The sequence below is a fragment of the Limoniibacter endophyticus genome, assembly GCF_014652835.1.
Lineage (GTDB): Bacteria > Pseudomonadota > Alphaproteobacteria > Rhizobiales > Rhizobiaceae > Limoniibacter > Limoniibacter endophyticus.
The window spans coordinates 19836-39168 of the sequence record NZ_BMZO01000004.1; the positions used below are offsets into that span (position 1 = coordinate 19836).

Genomic DNA, 19333 nt, shown 5'->3' on the forward strand with positions numbered 1-19333 from the left:
AGTAAAATTCGGGGATACTGGCAATTCAGGTTCCAAACTTACCGGAACGCGGGAAACCTTTCGGCGCCATGCGACCAGCTGTTGCGCGAACCGAGATCCACTCCATCAGTTCTTCCTGAGTGCGTTGGAACTTGCGATCGGCTGAGTCTTGCCACGTGAGGCCTTCCGTCATGGTGAAGGTCTTGATATCAAGCGTTCCACCATCCTTGTAGCGCTGCAGACGCACCCCCTTGCCGCGGGTCATCTCTGGTATTTCCGCCAGCTTGAAGACCAGAAGCTTGCGGTTTTCCCCAACCATGGCCACATGATCTCCCTTGATGAAGCGGCAGAACTTCGCCTCATCCGGTGACTTGACGTTCATCACCTGCTTGCCCTTGCGGGTATTGGCCACGACCTCCGCTTCCGGAACGATGAAGCCATTGCCGATGTGCGAGGCAAGCAGCAATTTGCGCTCGGGATCGTGGACGAAAGCCGAAACGATGTCCTGGTCGTTCTCCATGTCCACCATGATGCGGATCGGCTCGCCATGGCCGCGCCCACCGGGAAGCCGGTCTGCGCCAATGGTGAAGAACTTGCCGCCAGTGGTAAAGACAAGAATCTTGTCGGTTGTCTGCGCCGGAAACGCGGTCTTGAGACTATCTCCCTCCTTGAACGAAAGAGAAGGAAGATCGGCATAGTGGCCCTTGAGCGCTCTCACCCAGCCCTTTTCAGAAATGACAACGGTGATAGGCTCCTTTTCGATCATGGCGTGATGGATATCGGTCAGATCGTGCTCCGGTGCGTCGGCGAAATGAGTACGACGTGTGCCAAGCTCGGTGTGGGCGCTGAACTTGTCGCGCAGTTTCTCGATTTCCCACTTGATCGACTTCCACTGCCTGGATTCGGACGCCAGAAGCGCCTCGATCTGACGCTTTTCTTCGGTAAGCTCCTCATGTTCCTTGCGAATCTCGATTTCTTCGAGCTTGCGCAAAGCACGCAGACGCATGTTAAGTATGGATTCGGCCTGGAGATCGGTGAGATCCCAACGCGCCATCATCACCTTTTTCGGCTCATCATCCTCACGGATAATGCGGATGACCTCGTCAATATTGAGATAGGCGATCAGATAGCCTGCGAGAACCTCGAGGCGACGCTCGATTTCGGCAAGGCGATGATTGGAACGGCGAACAAGCACTTCCTTGCGATGTTCCAACCATTCCCAAAGCGCTTCCTTCAGCGACAGAACTTTGGGCACCTTGCCGCGCGAAAGAACGTTGAGGTTGAGCGGGAACCGACTCTCAAGGTCAGTAAGCTTGAAAAGCGATTCCATCATCAATGCCGGATCGACAGAGCGGCTCTTCGGCACCAGCACGATGCGGATGTCCTCTGCGCTCTCGTCACGAATGTCATCCAGCAGCGGCAGCTTGCGGGCAATCAGCAGCTCTGCGATCTTCTCGATCAGGCGCGACTTCTGCACGCCATAGGGAATCTGGTTGATGATAATGGTCCAGGTACCGCGCCCCTGATCCTCAGTCATCCACTTTGCACGAACGCGGAAAGAGCCACGCCCCGTCTTATAGGCCTCTACAATGGTGGACCAATTATCGACAATGATGCCGCCGGTCGGGAAATCCGGACCTCGCACCATGTTTTCATCAGGGTCTTCTGCAGGAACCTGGGTCAGCAACTCCTCGACGGGCGCCTGCGGATTATCCACAAGGTGCAGCGCCGCCTTGCAAAGTTCGGCAACATTGTGCGGTGGCACGGACGTCGCCATGCCGACCGCAATACCGGAGGAGCCGTTGGCAAGAAGATTCGGGAACGCGCCGGGAAGAACGCTCGGCTCCTCGTCTTCCTCATTATAGGTCGGGCGGAAATCGACCGCATTCTCGGTGATGCCTTCGAGAAGCGCCGCACTCACCTCGGTCATACGTGCTTCGGTATAACGCATGGCAGCGGCGTTATCGCCGTCGATATTGCCGAAATTGCCCTGCCCGTCGACCAGCGGGTAGCGAACGGAAAAGTCCTGCGCGAGACGCACCAGCGCGTCGTAGATCGACTGGTCGCCGTGAGGATGGAACTTACCCATCACCTCACCCACGATACGGGCGCATTTTGCAAAGCCCTGATCGGGATTGAGACGCAGGAGACGCATGGCATGGATGATACGACGATGTACCGGCTTCATGCCGTCACGCACATCGGGAAGCGCACGATGCATGATCGTCGACAGCGCATAAGCGAGATAACGCTCTTCGAGCGCCGCCTTCAGATCAACAGGTTCGATCGAGTCGGAGCCGGAACCGTCCGGTGGCAATGCTTTTCCCATGGATCAAGGGTTAAACGACCCTGGGAGTCGCGGCAAGTCTGCAACCTTCCGGCCCGTCAAGACATTCACAGTTAATCAGCCGCTTGAGATATCATCGGCATGTCCATCATGGAAATGCAACCATTATAACCCTATATTACATTAAGAGATGCAACGCTAAGTCGAGTTACTAGGCAAGCTGCGAGACTTCGCGTAGAAAGTTCAAAATTTGTTCTGGTAGAAAGGTTCTCCATGTCACCGTTGCGCAACCGCGCTTTCGCCCTCGCCTCCAGCACATTGTTCTTCTCTGCATTTTCGACGGGAGCAATGGCGCTGGATGCAGCTATCATTGGTGCTGACATGAAAGCCGCCATGGTTTCTCAGGGTATCACCTTCGACTATACAGATGTGCGCGAAGATGGAGAGAATATCATCTTCAGTGGCGCGAAAGCCTCGCTGGCAGACGTAGAAGGTGCCTGGGAGATCGGGGAGTTGACGCTGGATGGCGTAAGCGAACGCGAGGGCGGCGGCCATTTCATCGATAGGATCACGCTGCCGGAAGTGAAGCAGGAGAAGGACGGTTCCACATTCGAACTGACCTCAGCCGTTCTGGAAAACGTATCGCTGCCAGCAAACGCCAAGAGCGGCGATTTTTTTGAAGACATGTTCTATTACGAATCGATCAACATTGATCGTATCGCCGTTAACGGCGCTGGCACTTTCGTCGCGAACGATATCAAAGCCGTTTCCTCCCCACTTGCGCCAGGGAAAGTAATCACCAGCGAAGGTTCGATCGGTGAGTTCTCCGTCGAGTTGCCTCCGGCTGGGTCCGACAAGACGCTGCAAGTCGTTCATGCGCTCGGTTACGAGACTTTCGGCGGCAACGCAACGTTCAAGAGCAGCTGGAATCCGACCGACGGCGCAAGCACACTTTCGGAAGGCAAATTTACGCTTAATGACGCGGCCTCGATCAATCTCGTGGGCGATTTTGGCGGACTCACCGTTGACGTTCTCCAGGCAATGCAGGAACTGAGCGCGAATGCAGAAAAATCCGAGCAGAACCCGGAAGCCATGCAACTGGCCATGCTTGGACTGATGCAGCAGATGACCTTCGACAAGCTGACGATCCGTCTCGAAGACAACTCCCTTATGGACAAGGTGCTTGACTATCTCGCCCAGCAGCAGGGGACTACGAAGGAAGGGCTGATCGGTCAGGCGCAGTTCCTGTTGCCCGCATTTTTAGGCTATTTCCAGAACCCGCAATTCACGCAGACAGTTTCTGCCGAGGCCGTGAAATTCCTTCGGGACCCCAAAACGCTGACGATCTCGGCACAGCCGAACGAGCCATTGCCGGTTGCCCAGTTAATGACCCTGAGCCAGACGCCTCAGATCATTCCCACGACACTCAACCTGACGATAAAAGCAAACGATTAACATAGAAAAAACGGGGCTTTGAGGCCCCGTTTTCATCTACAGATTCATCGGTTTCAGAAAGTGAATCAAGCTTTTTTCGGATCGGCTGCAACACGCAGCGACAACTCCCGCAACTGCGCATTGGTAGCTGGCGACGGTGCGCCCATGAGAAGATCCTGCGCCTGCTGGTTCATTGGGAAGAGCGAGATTTCGCGTAGGTTCTTCGCCCCGACGAGCAGCATGACGATGCGATCAATACCGGCTGCCATACCACCATGCGGCGGTGCACCATACTGGAAGGCGCGGTACAGACCGCCAAAACGCTCCTCTACATCCTGCTGGCTCAGACCAACCTTCTCGAAGGCCTTGACCATCAACTCCGGCGACTGGTTACGGATCGAACCGGAAGCGATTTCAAAACCGTTACAAACCAGATCGTATTGATAGGCCTTCAAGGTCAGCGGATCTTGCGCATCAAAGGCTTCCAGACCGCCCTGTGGCATCGAGAAGGGATTGTGGGCAAAATCGATCTTCTTGTTATCTTCGTCCCATTCATAGAACGGGAAATCGATGATCCAGGCCAGTTCGAAGCGGTCGCGATCGACGAGGTTCAGCTCTTCGCCGGCACGGGTGCGGGCATCGCCGGCAAACTTGTAGAACTTGGCAGGATCGCCTGCCACGAAGAAGCAGGCATCGCCATCGCCAAGACCGAGCTGCTCAGCGATCGCTGCCGTGCGCTCGTCGCCGATATTCTTGGCAATCGGGCCGGCGCCTTCAAGCTTGTCGCCTTCCTTGCGCCAGAAAATATAACCCAGCCCCGGCTGGCCTTCGCCTTGCGCCCAGGAATTCATGCGATCACAGAATGCGCGGGAGCCACCGGTCTTGGCGGGAATTGCCCAGACTTCGGCCTTGGGATTATTTGCAATAATATTGGCGAATACCTTGAAACCCGAACCGGCGAAATGCTCGGTCACAGCCTGCATTTCGATCGGGTTGCGGAGGTCCGGCTTGTCTGAACCATAGGTGCGGATCGCGTCGTCATATGGGATACGACGGAATTTCTGCGTCACCGGCTTACCATCAGCGAATTCCTCGAAGATCGAACGCATGACGGGTTCCATCGTTGACCAGACATCCTCCTGCTCAACGAAGCTCATTTCCAGGTCGAGTTGGTAGAATTCGCCCGGCAGGCGGTCAGCGCGCGGGTCTTCGTCACGGAAGCAGGGCGCGATCTGGAAATAACGGTCGAAGCCAGCAACCATCAGAAGCTGCTTGTACTGCTGCGGAGCCTGCGGCAGCGCGTAGAACATTCCCTCATGGATACGGCTCGGGACGAGGAAGTCGCGCGCGCCTTCCGGCGAAGAGGCAGTCAGGATCGGCGTCGTGTATTCGGTAAAACCGATGGAACCCATCTCGCGACGCATCGCACTGATGATCTGGGTCCGCTTGACGATATTTTTGTGCAGCGTCTCACGGCGCAAATCGAGGAAACGATATTTCAGACGAACATCTTCCGGATAATCGGGCTCACCGAACACCGGCAGAGGGAGTTCCTTGGCGGAAGAGAGGATCTCCAGTTCCTGCGCATAGAGCTCTATTTCACCAGTCGGCATGTTGACGTTGACCGTGTCCGCCTCGCGCGCCTTGACTTCGCCGTCGACGCGGATCACCCACTCGCCGCGTACCGCTTCAGCCGCCTTGAAAGCTGGCGAATCGGGATCGATGACGATCTGCGTCAGGCCGTAATGGTCGCGCAGATCGATGAAAAGCACCCCGCCATGATCGCGAACGCGATGAACCCAGCCCGATATACGGACCTTTTCTCCAACATTCTCCTTGCGGAGGGCGGCGCAGGTGTGGCTGCGATAGCGATGCATAACGATTTTCCGGCTCAATAAGGGATAAAAATCACAGGAACTGCGCCTGTTTTCCGGCGCGAAAAGCGCATGTACGAGGCATTTTGTCAAGCAAGCTGCGGGAAACCGAGACGATAGCGGTGAACTGCTTGCCATTTAAGACTTTCGGTGCAGACATTGCGTGAACAATCCAGTAAGAAACACCTTCATGAAACTTATTACACGTCAGGCGGACCTCGAGTCTGCAATCGAAGCTCTTTCCAGCGCCGAATTCATCACGATCGACACCGAGTTCATGCGGGAGTCGACCTTCTGGCCGCAGCTTTGCCTCATCCAGATGGCAGCACCTGATGGCCCGGAAGTGCTTGTCGATCCCATCGGGGGCGAACTTGATCTGAAGCCGTTCTTCGGGCTCATGGCCAATGAGAAGGTTCTCAAGGTCTTTCATGCGGCCCGACAGGACATAGAGATCATCCATCATCTCGGCGGCCTGATCCCCTCGCCCGTCTTCGACACGCAGATCGCCGCGATGGTTTGCGGCTTTGGCGACAGCGTTTCCTATGATCAGCTGGTGAGCCGCACGACCGGTGGACAGATCGACAAGACGTCACGCTTCACCGACTGGGCGCGCCGTCCACTTTCAGAGCAGCAGCTCGAATACGCTTTGGCCGACGTCACCCATCTGATCGGCGTATATGAGTATCTGCGCAACCAGCTGGAACGGGAGAACCGGACGCACTGGATGGCGGAAGAGCTTGGCACGCTGACGGCGATTTCAACCTACGATCAGCCACCCGAAGAGGCCTGGAAGCGGCTGAAGCTGCGGCTGAAAAAACCTCAGGAACTGGCAATTGTACGCGAGGTGGCCGCGTGGCGCGAACGCGAAGCGCGAGCGCGAGATGTGCCCCGCAGCCGCGTCATCAAGGATGATGCGATTTTTGAGATCGGGCAGCAGCAGCCAAAGACGACGGAAGCGCTCGGTCGCCTGCGCACGACACCAAGAGGATGGGAGCGATCACAGGCAGGCCAGGACATTGTTGCGGCCGTTAACGCAGCCCTCGCTATCCCTAAAGACGAGATGCCACGCTTCGCACGTCCCACGGCAACACCGGAAGGTGCAGGCGCAGCGGTGGAACTGATGAAGGTTCTTCTACGCATTATTGCCGAACAGCACAGCGTTGCACCCAAGGTGCTCGCCTCAAGCGACGATATTGAGAAGATCGCCGTTGATGGCGCGGATGCCCAGGTTCCTGCTCTTGAAGGCTGGCGGCGCGAGGTCTTCGGCGATCGGGCACTCGATCTCATCCAGGGCAGAATCGGCATCAAGTTCGAAAAGAAGAAAATCCGGCTGTTCGATATCTAGCTGCCTCAATACCCTTTCATGCAAACCCGTTCTGGCTTACCGACCGGAACGGGTTGTGGCTATTTGGCGTTTAACGTCTGGTGCTGCCATGTCGGTCCACATTTGTACACGCCGTGGGAGAGACCACTGCATGAGCCAATGAAACGCCATGTCACAGTGCCTTAAGCTCTTTACAAGCCAAGGGTTATTGCATGGCAGACGTCAGACCATCGGAAAAAACCTATCAGAACACCTTAACGGACGACAGCATACCGCCGAAGACCGGTCGGTGGAAGCTCGTCGGGCCAGGCATCGTGGCAGCAGCAACCGGCGTAGGGGCTGGCGATCTTGTCGCCACTTTGATTGCCGGCTCCCGCTTCGGCTATGCCCTTCTCTGGGCCGCCGTCATCGGCTGCATCGTCAAGATCGCCCTGGCGGAAAGCACGGCGCGCTGGCATCTTGCCACGGGACAGACCATTCTGGACGGCTGGCGCTCGCTCGGTCCCTGGACCAGCTGGTATTTCGGCATCTATATCATCATCTGGGGCTTCGTCTATGGAGCAACCGGCATGAGCGCGACTGCCTTGCCACTGGCCGCCCTTTTTCCCTTCTTGCCTTTCTGGGTCTGGGCGATGATCGCTGGCATTCTGGGGGCAATATTTGTTGCTCTCAATCGCTATCAGGTCTTCGAAGATGCAATGAAGATCTTTATCGGCATCATGTTCGTCGTCGTGATTGTCATCGCCATTATGACCTTGCCCAATCTCGGAGAAGCCGTCACCGGGCTTGTGCCAACCATCCCTGAAGGATCGCTGATTTACACTCTTGGGCTGATAGGCGGGGTCGGCGGCACAATCACCATGGCTTCCTATGGTTACTGGGTGAACGCGAAAGGTTGGCGTACACCTAGATGGATGAGCATCATGCGTCTCGATAATCGCGTGGCCTATATCATGACCGGTGTATTCGTTATCGCAATGCTGGTGATTGGCGCGGAACTGCTCTATACGGCGCAAATCACCCTCTCGTCCGGCGATCGTGGATTGCTTGATCTGGACGAGGTGCTGCGTGAGCGTTTCGGCCCGGTCGTCTCCGTGATCTTCCTGATCGGCTTCGCCGCAGCCGCCTTCTCTTCGATTCTCGGCGTCTGGCATGGCGTGTCGATCCTGTTCGCGGACTTCGTACGCAATGTTCGCAACCAGCCGCTTTCCGGAACGCGTGACGATCTGTCGAAGACGCCAGCTTTCAAGTTCTATCTGTTCTGGTTAACCATTCCGCCAATGGCGCTGCTCTGGTTCGGGCGTCCATTCCAGCTCATCATCATCTATGGCGCGCTAGGCGCCTTCTTCATGCCCTTTCTGGCTTTGACGCTGATGTGGCTTCTCAATTCGAAACGCGTCCCAGCGGAGTGGCGCAATGGCTGGCTCTCCAATACATTGCTCGGCGCTTCTGCGGCGCTCTTCATCATTCTCTGCCTCAACGAAATCTGGGGCATGATCGTCGGCGAGTGAGATCCAAAGTTAAAAAGAAGAATGCCGCGCCTGCTTGGCAACACGCGGCATTCTCCATTCTGATACTGGAGGTTATCAGAACTTGTAACCGACGCCGACGCCGACAAAGTGCTGGTCGAGGTCCATCTTGCCAACTTTCTCTTTCGTCTCGACATTAACGAGGTTGCTGCGGAAATCGCGGTACTGATAATTCAGACGTGTGAAGACGTGATCGGTGAGGGCGTAGTCGACGCCAACGCCGTAGATCAAGCCATCCGACTTGCCCTTCGAGACGGTATCGGGAATGCGCAGGTTCAGATCCTGAACGCCATAACCGACGGAGCCATAGATCAGCGCGTTGTCGAAAGCATAGCCCAGGCGGACCGAGGCATCGTAATTCCAGCTGGTAGCAAATGTGTTTCCGCCGGCGCGTGCCTTGAACTCATTTCCTCCAATACCGGCTTCAACACCAGCAATGAAGCCGTGACCAAGGTCGAAATTGTAGCCTGCGAAGCCACCATAAGCGACACCGCTATCCTTATAGATCTGGCCAGGCACGATATTGGCCTCGCCCTTTGCGTACCCGACTGTCGCGCCGACATAGGCACCTTCCCAGGAGTATACGCGTGCAACGTCCTGCGCGATCGGTGCTTCCCGACCTGTATTATAAACGACGTCTGCGGCCTGAGCCGAACCGGACGCGGCGACGAGAGCCGCGATAAGGAGTTTCTTCATTGAAAATACCATTCTGTTTAAATTGAAGACGCCTTCGCGTCGGGCAATCTATTAACAACGACCGCTGATCAGCGACACAGGAAGTGCATTCAATCTGGATGCATCCGCCCGCTATATCCGCTCATTTTGAATACATCCACGAAGCGAGGTCGGCGATGCAGGCATCGCCCGAACGGCTTGCAACTTCGCTCGCTCCCGCAGTTGCGCGATGTTTCGCCCAACTCGCCGATGATGAGAGGTTGTCGATCTCCATTTTCGGTACAGCAGGCGAATAATTAGGCGGCCCCGCGATGATATTTAACGAGGGAACCGCTATCACTATACTTATTTCAGTCGACACATATTCAACGGAAACGCAGACCAGCGTCGCGCCTGCCACGATTATCGGGTTCGGCCAGATTTCAGCCGTCAAACAGAACACACGAGTTCTGCGTCATCGTACAGAGCGACCATCGGCAGGAACGGCCCGACGTCCATATTGTTCTTGAGCAAGGCGCCTGACGCGTCCTTACCCGCACATAAACATGTCCAGTGCGGCAAGAAACCCGCCCGTTGCGGGAATGGAGGCTGGGCTGGTTTCAGAACAAAACTATCGGGAAACGAGCTGCTCAATCAGCCGTCTGGCATCATCATCGGAAGGCGTCGCGCCAGCCTCAACCGGAGGGAAACTTGTTGTGGTACATCCGGTTTCATGCGGCCCGTACTTGCCTTGCTGCAGGGCAGTAATCGGATAGAGATTATCCGACATGCCGTCACTCCCCTTGAAATCAACTGTAAGATCGAGAAGCTTCCTGTCCTCCCCGTCCTTCAGCTCAAGTTTCGAACCTAGGCCCTTTCCAGCATTTGCCGATGTGTTAACGATGCGCGCATTCTTGGCAAATTCACGCTTCTCATGCGTTTCGGTCTTCTCGTCATAGGTATCAACGCCCGTGTAGAAGACATTTCCGGACGCTGCATCATACTCGAGCGCGAAAAATGGTTCGGTAAAGTTGCAGATGAGATTATCCTGCTGGACCAGAGCATCGGACTCCTGGTTGCAAGCGGTAAGCACGGGGAGCAGAAAAATCGTCAACAGCGGTGTCATCTTGTTCATTATCTCGACTCCCAGAATTCTGCTTTCTCACGCCTATCACTAGGATGAGTTTAGGTAAATTCACAAGGTCGGAATGATAAGACGCTGCCCGGGGCAAATGCGGCTCGTGTTGATGAGCTGGGGATTGGCTGCTTGCAATTCCGGATAAAAGCTACCTTTTCCGTAGTAGGTTTTGGCGATTCCCCAGAGCGTCTCGCCTGCCTCCACGACGTGGAACCGCGTTTGCTTCTCCTCGTGCCCCGCCTCGCACTCATAAAGGCATAAAAGCAGGGTGATCTCTTCAAGCTCAGCGTAAACTGCCTGAATGAAATCATCGAGTGGATATTCTTCAGTCATAACAGCTCTCCTATTATGGAGGGCCACGCCTACTCAAAATGCTGACGGAACGTAACACGTAGATCGACGGGCTTGCGTCCATCGATCTATGTCGCGGATCAATCCTTCACGACGAGCCGAAGCTTCTGCTTCACGAGTTTCGCAAGCTGGTTCATGCGCCCCTGAAGGCGCTCACCGTCCAGATCCCCGTACTTGGCAGGTACGACGAGTTGCACCTCATCCCCTTCCCTACGCCAGCACAGCTCTGGAATGATGCCAGCCATGGATGCCGTCAAAAGATAGATAACACGAAGCAGACCGCCTAGAATCTTGGCCCGTTCAATATAGCGATCCGGAGCAAGCGACAGCAGATCGGCGGCAGCGTCATCAGACGAAAGTCCGTCGTGACGATAGAGATTGGCCAGCGCCAGATAAGCTCGTCCCGGATGATCGATGCCAACGAAAGCCGCATGCGCGATCACGTTGAGGGATTGAACGCCTCGATATTCAGGGTGGGCCCTCCAGCCAATATCGGCAAGAAGACAGGCGGCGTGACGAAGGCGCGCCTCATTCTCCGTTTCCTCCACGCCGAGAGCCGCGAAAGAAACACGCGTCCAGTCGGTCAGCTCGCGGGCATGCGTGACAGATCGCGCGCGCAGGATTGCAAGCTCTTCGCTTGCTGAGATCAGAGGATCTTCCTTCTTCTGATCGTCATTCAGCAGATGATATAGATAGCCTTCGCGCACGCCGAGCGCCGAGGTGACTATGCGACTTGGTTGCATGACCTCGATGATCTCCCGCAGCGCGGCTGCACCGTAGGGCAGCAGAGCCCGACGGCTTTTGGAGATTTCTCCAATACCCTTGATCTTGTCGGCTTCGCCCTTCATCACGCGATTGAGAAACGGCAGGATCGCCTGCGGGTTCATCTCGTAATTATGCATGACATGCAGCGGATAATTTTCCGAGGTCATATGCAGATGCGCAAGGTTCCGCCAGGTGCCGCCAACGCAGTAGAACGCCCTGCCCTTGGCAGCTTTCAGGAAATCGACATTCTTTAGCTTGTCTCTGGCTATGTTGCCTGCGCTCTGAGGATCGGCTTTCGACGTCTCCTCCAGACGAAGCCCCCCGAGCGGCAAGGTAACGCCATCCCCGATCGTCTCGCCAACAACGTCTACCAGCTCGAGCGAACCGCCGCCCTGGTCGCCAACGACCCCGTCTGGTGCATGGAAGCCAGAGATGATGCCGAGCGCTGAATAATATGCCTCTTCCTTGCCCGTAAGCACATGGATTTTCGTGCCCAGTATCTCTTGAGCCTGCTGGATAAAATTGGGGCCGTTTCTGGCCTCGCGTGCCGCTGCGGTGGCAATGACATGCAATTGTTGCGCGCCCGCCTGCTCCGACAGAGCCCGGAACCGTTTGAATTCCAGAAGCGCGCGGCGTACGCCATCAGGATCAAGCTCGCCGGAGGTAACGATGCCGCGACCCAGCCCGGCGAGCATCTTCTCGTTGAAGAGCATGGTGGGCGCACGCGCGATACCCTCGTAGATCACGAGGCGGATCGAGTTTGAGCCGATGTCGATAATCGACAAGGGCCGACGATTTTTTAGTCGGCCCTGTGAAATTTCAATCATTGCGATGAAGCTGCCTTGGCTGTCCGCTGACGCTTGAATTGAGCGATGCGCTTCGGCGCATGTGATTTCAAAGCGTCACCGCGTCCGGAGAGGCTCGGATTCGTCATGAAATACTCCTGCGCATTGAAGAGCTCCTCCCCTTCGGCGGGGACGATACGCCGCGATGTACCATCAGGCAATAGTTCGAAACTCTGCTGGTTGTCCATAATATTACCGAGCATGATCTGATTGAGTACCTGTTCATGCACAGTTGGGTTAACAATCGGCACCAGTGTTTCGACGCGACGGTCCAGATTACGCGGCATCAGGTCGGCAGAACCTATGTAGACGAGTGCTGCTTCCGACGGCAGTCCCTGACCATTGCCGAAACAATATATGCGACTATGCTCCAGGAAGCGGCCGACGATTGACTTGACGCGAATCTTTTCCGAAAGACCGGGCACTTGCGGGCGCAGGCAGCAAATGCCGCGCACAACGAGATCGATCTCGACGCCGGCAGCGCTCGCGGCATAAAGCGCGTCGATGGTCAGAGGATCGACAAGCGAATTCATCTTCATCCAGATTGCGGCCGGCCGCCCGGCCTTGGCATGTGCGATCTCTTCGGCGATGTGATAGAGGATGCGCTGGCGCAAGGTGAACGGCGAAACCGCCAGCTTCATCTTGTCGGTCGGGTCGGCATACCCGGTGATAAAATTGAAGACCTGCGCAACGTCGCGTGCAATCAGCGGGTCGGTCGTGAAATAGGACAGGTCGGTGTAGATGCGCGCGGTGCTCGGGTGATAATTCCCAGTGCCCAGGTGCACATAATTGCGCAGCTTATTATCTTCCCGACGAATTACCATCGACATCTTTGCATGCGTCTTCAGCTCGATGAAGCCGAATACGACCTGCACGCCAGCGCGCTCCAGATCGCGCGCCCAACGGATATTGGCTTCCTCATCGAAACGCGCCTTGAGCTCAACGAGTGCTGTCACCGACTTTCCGGCTTCCGCCGCGTCGATCAGCGCACGCACGATCGGGCTGTCGTTCGACGTGCGATAAAGCGTCTGCTTGATAGCGACGACATCTGGATCGGCAGCGGCCTGACGCAGAAACTGAACCACGACGTCAAAAGACTCATACGGGTGGTGGACGATGAAATCCTTCTCACGAATGGCAGCGAAACAATCGCCCGCATGCTCCCGGATACGTTCGGGAAAACGCGGATTGAACGGCTTAAACTTGAGATCATCACGCGGCAGGGACACGATTTCGGAAATCTGGTTCAAGGCCAACGGACGCTTGCGCAACGATACGCGGTTCGCCGATACACCGGTTTCGCCTGCAACGAAGGTGCGCAGCGCTTCCGGCGTCTCCTCATCGAACTCGATACGGATTACCGAGCCACGACGACGGCGCTTCAACGCGCTTTCGAACATGCGCACGAGATCTTCAGCCTCTTCCTCGACCTCGATATCGCTGTCACGGATGATGCGGAACGTGCCCCATCCTTTCAACTCATAACCGGGGAAAAGCGTGTCGATAAACATGTGCACAGCGTCTTCCAAAGGGACGAAGCGTGCAGTTTCCGTTGATTCGACCAGGCGGATATAGCGTGGCAGCGCCGTGGGCAGGCGCAGAAGCGCGTTCATTTCCTCGCGGCGGCTACGCAGGCGGCGCAGTTGCAGCGCGATGGAGAAGCCGAGATTGGGGATGAATGGGAACGGGTGTGCCGGGTCGACCGACATCGGCGTCAGGACGGGGAAGATAGCCGCATTGAAATGTTCTTCGAGCCATAATTTCTCGGCTTCCGTCAGGTCGTCCTTGCGAACGATCTCGATGCCTTCCGCACGCATCAATTCGGCCAATATCCCGAAGCTTTCTTCCTGATTATCCTGCAGCTTCTCGACTTCTTCGAGAACCTGTTCGAGCTGCTGCTCCGGCGTGCGGCCGTCAGCGCTTGCGACCTTTATATTCTCGCGCACCTGTCCAGCGAGCCCGGCAACGCGCACCATGAAAAATTCGTCCAGGTTGGCGGCGGAAATAGAGAGGAAGCGAAGACGCTCCAGAAGCGGCTGGTTCGGATTCTGCGATTCTGCCAGAACACGATGGTTGAACTGCAGCCAGGAGAACTCGCGATTAACGAAACGCTCCGGGCTATCCGTCAGCACGCCAGCGGTAGCAGCTTTTTCATTTACGAATTCGCTTTTTACCGGCTTTATCTCGTTCATAGTCATACCATCCCCAAATCAGCGCCCGAACCCTAACCCAGCACAGTGGGCGAGAATAGCTCCTGACATTGTTTTGCGACAAATTCATATCAAGATGACTTGCATTACCCTCTTTTCTGCTCCAAACGCTGTTGGCATGCGAAGCGCCGCGGTAAAGCGGAGTGAGAAACGAGACGGACGGAAAGTTTTCATGGCTGGCCATCACATTCCCCACTTTCAGAACAGTGCCGGACATTCGGCAATTGAAGTAGGCGTGAAGGAATTCATGTGCGTGGGGGCGAACGCACCCTTCGATCATCCGCACGTCTTCCTCGATATGGGCGACGACTCGGAAAAAGTCTGCCCATACTGTTCGACACTCTACCGCTACAATGCGTCCCTGCATGGCGATGAAACCAAGCCCGAGGGTTGCGCCTATCACGAAGCGGCGGCCTGACCGGCCTCACGATGGACAAGCCGACAATTCTTGTGAGCGGCGCCGGCATTGCCGGTGCCGCTTTTGCGCTTTGTCTTGCGCGGCGCGGCTTTCGCGTGCGGTTGTTCGAGCGCGCTCCCATCATCCATGAGTTCGGCGCCGGCCTCCAGCTTTCACCTAATGCCACAGCTATACTGAAGCGCGTCGGCGTGCTGGATGCGGTCGAGAAAAACGCGGTTCAGCCACAAAGTGTCGTTCTCAAAACCGCTTCTAATCTGCAACAGGTGGCCGAGGTTCCCTTAGGCAAGGCAGCCGAGCAACGATACGGCTCTCCCTACCTAGTGGCGCATCGCGGCGATCTCCAGACGGCGCTGGTCAATGCTGCCAAAGCCGATGAACGCATCGAAATCACCACAGGGTGGAGGACAACAGGCTTCGAAGTCACGCCTCGCGGCATATCGCTAGTCGGGGAATGCGGCGAAGAAAAGCGGGACGTGCAGGGCGACTTTCTTATAGCCGCAGATGGCATATGGTCTCCTCTCGCCCGCGATCTTTGCGGCGAGCGGCATCAGTGCTTCATGGGTTTTGTTGCATGGCGGCGTTCGATAGCCGAGGATGATCCTGCATGGACCGAACTGCATTCGCTGGTCGGAAACGATCGCGTCAACGCCTTCCTGCATCCGAAGGCGCATCTGATCTGCTATCCGATCCGGAGCGGTAGAGCCTTCAACCTGGTGGCTTTCGGTCCCGGTCACGCCGTACCGCCGCAATGGGACAACCCGGCGACGGCGACGGAAATGAAGGATGCGTTTGCCGGCGCACATGCCCGCCTCCTCGCCCTTTTTGAAGAGGCGGCGGCCTGGACGGCCTGGCCCGTATGGGGGGCCGTTGGCTACGAATGGCTGCACCGGGATCGCATCGCCCTGATTGGGGATGCCGCCCATGCTATGACGCCATTTGCAGCACAGGGCGCGGCGATGGGCATAGAGGACGCCTACACGCTGGCAGCAGCCCTGCAATTGCATTTCGAAGGAAATGAAGCGGCCCTTCCGCACTGGCAGGCCCAAAGGCGGAAGCGCATTATGCGGGTGAAAAAACGCGCCAAGCTCAACCGTCTTGCCTGGCATGCGACTGGCCCGATTGCCTTCGCGCGCGATCTTGTGCTGCGCATCAAAGGCCCTGACAAGCTGCTTGCCGACATGGATTGGCTTTACGGCTGGAAGCCCGACTGATTGCTGGCAAAAGAAAAACCCGGCATTGCCGGGTTTCCTTTTTGTTTTCAATATTTTGCGACAGTTAATGAAGAATCTGACTCAGGAAGAGCTTGGTGCGCTCATGCTGCGGATTGTCGAAGAACTCGGCCGGCGTGTTTTGCTCGACGATCTGGCCCTGGTCCATGAAGATCACACGATTGGCGACCTTGCGGGCAAAACCCATTTCATGGGTGACGCAGATCATCGTCATGCCTTCTTCGGCAAGGCTCACCATAGTTTCCAGCACTTCCTTGATCATTTCCGGATCAAGCGCCGAGGTCGGCTCATCGAAGAGCATGATACGCGGGTTCATGCACAGCGAGCGCGCAATCGCGACACGCTGCTGCTGACCGCCTGAGAGCTGTCCCGGATACTTATTGGCCTGGTCCGGGATCTTGACGCGCGTCAGATAGTGCATCGCGATCTCTTCGGCCTTTTTCTTCGGCATCTTGCGCACCCAGATGGGGGCGAGTGTACAATTCTCTAAAATCGTCAGATGCGGGAAGAGATTGAAGTGCTGGAAAACCATGCCTACTTCGCGGCGAACTTCATCGATCTTCTTGATATCATTGCCGAGTTCCTTTCCCTCGACAATTATCTTGCCTTTCTGATGCTCTTCCAGACGATTGATGCAGCGGATCATCGTTGACTTGCCAGATCCTGAAGGACCGCAGACGACAATGCGTTCGCCGGCCATGACCTTCAAATTAATATCCCGCAGCACGTGGAAATCACCGTACCACTTGTGCATGTTCTGAATTTCCACGGCAACCTGCGTGTCGGAGACGCGCATCTTCGAGGTGTCGGCTCGAACCTCTTCTGCCTGTATCAGATTTTCAGCGGCCATTTTTCGTTCCCTCGAATTATCGTTTGTGTCCGGTGTTCAAACGCTCTTCCATGAAGATAGAATAGCGCGACATGCCGAAGCAAAAGAGCCAGAAGATGATGCCTGCAAAGACCAGACCGCTCGTCGGCGTCTGGGGCGTTGCCCAATTGGCATCGGAGAAGTTTTGGCGCACGACGCCAAGCAGGTCGAACATCGCGATGATGTAGACGAGACTCGTGTCCTTGAACAGACCGATGAAGGAGTTAACGATTCCCGGGATCACGAGCTTGATGGCCTGCGGAAGAATGATGAGAATCATCTTTTGCCAATAGGTGAGTCCCAGCGAATCTGCACCTTCGAACTGCCCTTTCGGAATTGCCTGCAGGCCGCCGCGAATGACTTCCGCCATATAGGCGGAGGCAAATAGCGACACACCTATCAGCGCACGCAGGAACTTGTCGAAATTCGTGCCGGCGGGCAGAAAGAGCGGCAACATGATCGACGCCATGAAAAGCACCGTGACCAGAGGCACACCGCGCACGGTTTCAATGAAGATCACCGAAATCAGCTTTATGATCGGCATGTTGGACCGTCGGCCAAGGGCCAGAATGATACCCAGCGGCAAAGACACGCTCATCGCCACAAAAGACAGCACCAGGGTGACGAGCAGCCCGCCCCAGCTATCAGTGCGGACGTGCTGGAGACCGAAGGCGCCGCCGACCAACAGGTAGAACGACACGACGGGAAAGACGATGAAGAGCAGCAGGGCGTTGAGGCCCTTGCGCGGAACCCGCGGCATCATCAGGGGTACCAGCAATGCGACGAGCATGATGCCGACCAATATAGGCCGCCAACGTTCTTCCAGCGGGTAACGACCGAAGATGAACTGCCCGAATTTAGCTTCGACGAAGGCCCAGCACGCGCCTGACCAACCGTCCGGCTGCATGCCACCTTGCGCCGCCGTCAGACAGGCGGTCCGGTCAGGCCCCGTCCAGACGGCATTGATCAAGGCCCAGCTGATGATCTGGGGCACAAAATAGGCAACAAAGGCCAGGCCCAGGAATGTGAAGAGCGCATCGGCTGGCGTCGCGAACAGATTGGTGCGCAGCCAATAAACCGGCCCCGATTGACCCGCCGGTGGCTTTTGCGGATCGGCAAAACTGGTGCGCACGTACGAGATATTGTTTTCTTGCATTTTAGCGCTCCACCAGGGCCATCTTGGCGTTGAACCAGTTCATCAGCATCGAGGTCAGGAATGACAGCCCAACAAAGATCAGCATCCAGATGGCGACGACTTCGATCGCCTGTCCGCTCTGGTTGAGGATCGTACCGCCAACCGAAACGATGTCGGGGTAGCCGATGGCGATAGCCAGCGAAGAATTCTTCGTCAGATTGAGGAATTGGCTGGAAAGTGGTGGAATGACGATCCGCATCGCCTGAGGAACCACGACAAGACGCAATGCCTGACGCGGACGCAGCCCCAGCGCGTAGGAAGCTTCCGACTGTCCCTTCGGCACACCCAGAATACCTCCGCGAACGATCTCCGCGATGAAAGAGGCCGTATAGAAGGACAGAGCAAGATAGAGCGCCAGGAACTCAGGCAGGAGCTGCATGCCGCCGGTGAGATTGAACCTGCCCTGCTCCGGGTAGTTGAAGCTGATCGGCTGGCCCGACAGAAAATAAGCCAGGATCGGCAAACCGAAGATCAAAGCCAGATTGAAGCGGATGAGCGGGAAGGTCTGGCCCGTACGAGCCTGGCGGGCTCTCGACCAACGAGACAGCAGAAACGCGGCAATGAGCGCGGCAATGAAAGCTGCCCCGATAAGCCATGCACCTTCGGCGAAGATGGGCTTGGGCATGAACATGCCGCGGCTGTTGATATAGCTGGAGAACGGCAGCTCAAGACTTTCGCGCGCCGAAGGCAGAACGGCCAGCACGCCAAAATACCAGAAAAAAATGACGAGAAGCGGCGGGATATTCCGAAACACCTCGACATAAACCATCGCGATCTTGCGGATCAGCCAATTCTTCGAAAGACGAGCGATGCCAACGATGAAGCCAAGTATCGTCGCTGTGACAATGCCCATAATCGCGACGAGCAATGTGTTCAGGAATCCGACTTTCAACGCATCCCAGTAGGTCGAATTGGAACTGTATGGAACAAAAGACTGGCTGACATCGAAGCCGGCACGGCCGTTCAAGAAGGCGAAGCCGGAGGCAATATTGGCACGACGGAGGTTATCCATCGTGTTGCCCACGACCCAATAGATGAACAGGATCAAAGCGATAAGCACGACTGCTTGCACGATAACGCTACGCACTCGCGGATCGTAAAACGAAAATGAACGTTGCGGAGAGGCTCCCAACGCTACGCTTGTTGCAGACATTCGGTTCCCCCTTGGATGCCGGAGGCGCAAAAGCCTCCGGCACAAGCCATTTTCATTGAGTCCGTCATTACGAGACGGTT

The 19333-nt window shown here is 56.2% G+C and carries 15 protein-coding genes; 5 read left to right on the forward strand and 10 right to left on the reverse strand.

All coding sequences use genetic code 11. The features are described 5' to 3' along the window. Positions 1–25 precede the first annotated feature (25 nt). Entirely contained in the window at positions 26–2308 is a 2283-nt protein-coding gene (gene parC / locus IE151_RS06580) for a DNA topoisomerase IV subunit A (protein ID WP_189489123.1), read from the reverse strand. Positions 2309–2539: 231 nt separating this feature from the next. Here parC and IE151_RS06585 point away from each other — a divergent pair, with 231 nt between their 5' ends. Further along, the gene (locus IE151_RS06585) at positions 2540–3721 is read left to right on the forward strand and encodes a hypothetical protein (protein ID WP_189489124.1); all 1182 of its coding nucleotides are present in this window, start codon (positions 2540–2542) and stop codon (positions 3719–3721) included. A gap of 65 nt (positions 3722–3786) precedes the next feature. Here the strand turns inward: IE151_RS06585 and aspS are convergent, their stop codons facing one another. Further along, entirely contained in the window at positions 3787–5577 is a 1791-nt protein-coding gene (aspS, locus tag IE151_RS06590) for an aspartate--tRNA ligase (protein WP_189489125.1), read from the reverse strand. Positions 5578–5764: 187 nt separating this feature from the next. Between aspS and rnd the strand changes: the two genes are divergently transcribed. Together rnd and IE151_RS06600 are read left to right on the forward strand one after the other, a co-directional pair. Further along, complete coding sequence (gene rnd, locus IE151_RS06595) at positions 5765–6919, forward strand: ribonuclease D (RefSeq protein WP_189489127.1); 1155 nt, start codon at positions 5765–5767, stop codon at positions 6917–6919. 191 nt (positions 6920–7110) lie between these two features. Beyond that, the gene (locus IE151_RS06600; RefSeq protein ID WP_189489129.1) at positions 7111–8409 is read left to right on the forward strand and encodes an Nramp family divalent metal transporter; all 1299 of its coding nucleotides are present in this window, start codon (positions 7111–7113) and stop codon (positions 8407–8409) included. Between the two features lie 75 nt (positions 8410–8484). Here IE151_RS06600 and IE151_RS06605 read toward each other — a convergent pair whose 3' ends face one another. From IE151_RS06605 to IE151_RS06625, 5 genes are all read right to left on the reverse strand, one after another. Continuing rightward, entirely contained in the window at positions 8485–9123 is a 639-nt protein-coding gene (locus tag IE151_RS06605; RefSeq protein ID WP_189489131.1) for an outer membrane protein, read from the reverse strand. A gap of 589 nt (positions 9124–9712) precedes the next feature. Beyond that, on the reverse strand, positions 9713–10216 hold the full coding sequence (locus IE151_RS06610; protein ID WP_189489133.1) for a hypothetical protein: 504 nt from the start codon (positions 10214–10216) through the stop codon (positions 9713–9715). 60 nt (positions 10217–10276) lie between these two features. Then, the gene (locus IE151_RS06615) at positions 10277–10552 is read right to left on the reverse strand and encodes a LysM peptidoglycan-binding domain-containing protein (RefSeq protein WP_189489135.1); all 276 of its coding nucleotides are present in this window, start codon (positions 10550–10552) and stop codon (positions 10277–10279) included. Positions 10553–10650: 98 nt separating this feature from the next. After that, entirely contained in the window at positions 10651–12162 is a 1512-nt protein-coding gene (locus IE151_RS06620; RefSeq protein ID WP_189489137.1) for a Ppx/GppA family phosphatase, read from the reverse strand. After that, a complete protein-coding gene (locus IE151_RS06625; protein WP_189489139.1) occupies positions 12159–14372 on the reverse strand; it encodes an RNA degradosome polyphosphate kinase in 2214 nt (737 codons plus the stop codon). The genes IE151_RS06620 and IE151_RS06625 overlap by 4 nt, the downstream gene beginning before the upstream one ends. Positions 14373–14562: 190 nt before the next feature. Between IE151_RS06625 and IE151_RS06630 the strand changes: the two genes are divergently transcribed. Continuing rightward, positions 14563–14808 (forward strand): zinc-finger domain-containing protein, encoded by a 246-nt coding sequence (locus IE151_RS06630; protein WP_189489141.1) that lies wholly within the window; start codon positions 14563–14565, stop codon positions 14806–14808. 11 nt (positions 14809–14819) lie between these two features. Further along, positions 14820–16019, forward strand: coding sequence for an FAD-dependent monooxygenase (locus IE151_RS06635; protein ID WP_189489143.1), 1200 nt, complete (start codon positions 14820–14822; stop codon positions 16017–16019). Positions 16020–16083: 64 nt separating this feature from the next. Here the strand turns inward: IE151_RS06635 and IE151_RS06640 are convergent, their stop codons facing one another. From IE151_RS06640 to IE151_RS06650, 3 genes are read right to left on the reverse strand one after another with little or no spacing between them, the layout of a single operon-like run. Beyond that, positions 16084–16887, reverse strand: a complete 804-nt coding sequence (locus IE151_RS06640; protein WP_280517239.1) for an amino acid ABC transporter ATP-binding protein — start codon at positions 16885–16887, stop codon at positions 16084–16086. A 16-nt stretch (positions 16888–16903) separates the two neighbouring features. Beyond that, positions 16904–18061 (reverse strand): amino acid ABC transporter permease, encoded by a 1158-nt coding sequence (locus IE151_RS06645; protein ID WP_189489145.1) that lies wholly within the window; start codon positions 18059–18061, stop codon positions 16904–16906. Position 18062: 1 nt separating this feature from the next. Next, positions 18063–19253: an amino acid ABC transporter permease gene (locus tag IE151_RS06650; RefSeq protein ID WP_189489147.1), complete on the reverse strand. Its 1191-nt coding sequence runs from the start codon at positions 19251–19253 to the stop codon at positions 18063–18065. Between the last annotated feature and the right edge of the window lie 80 nt (positions 19254–19333).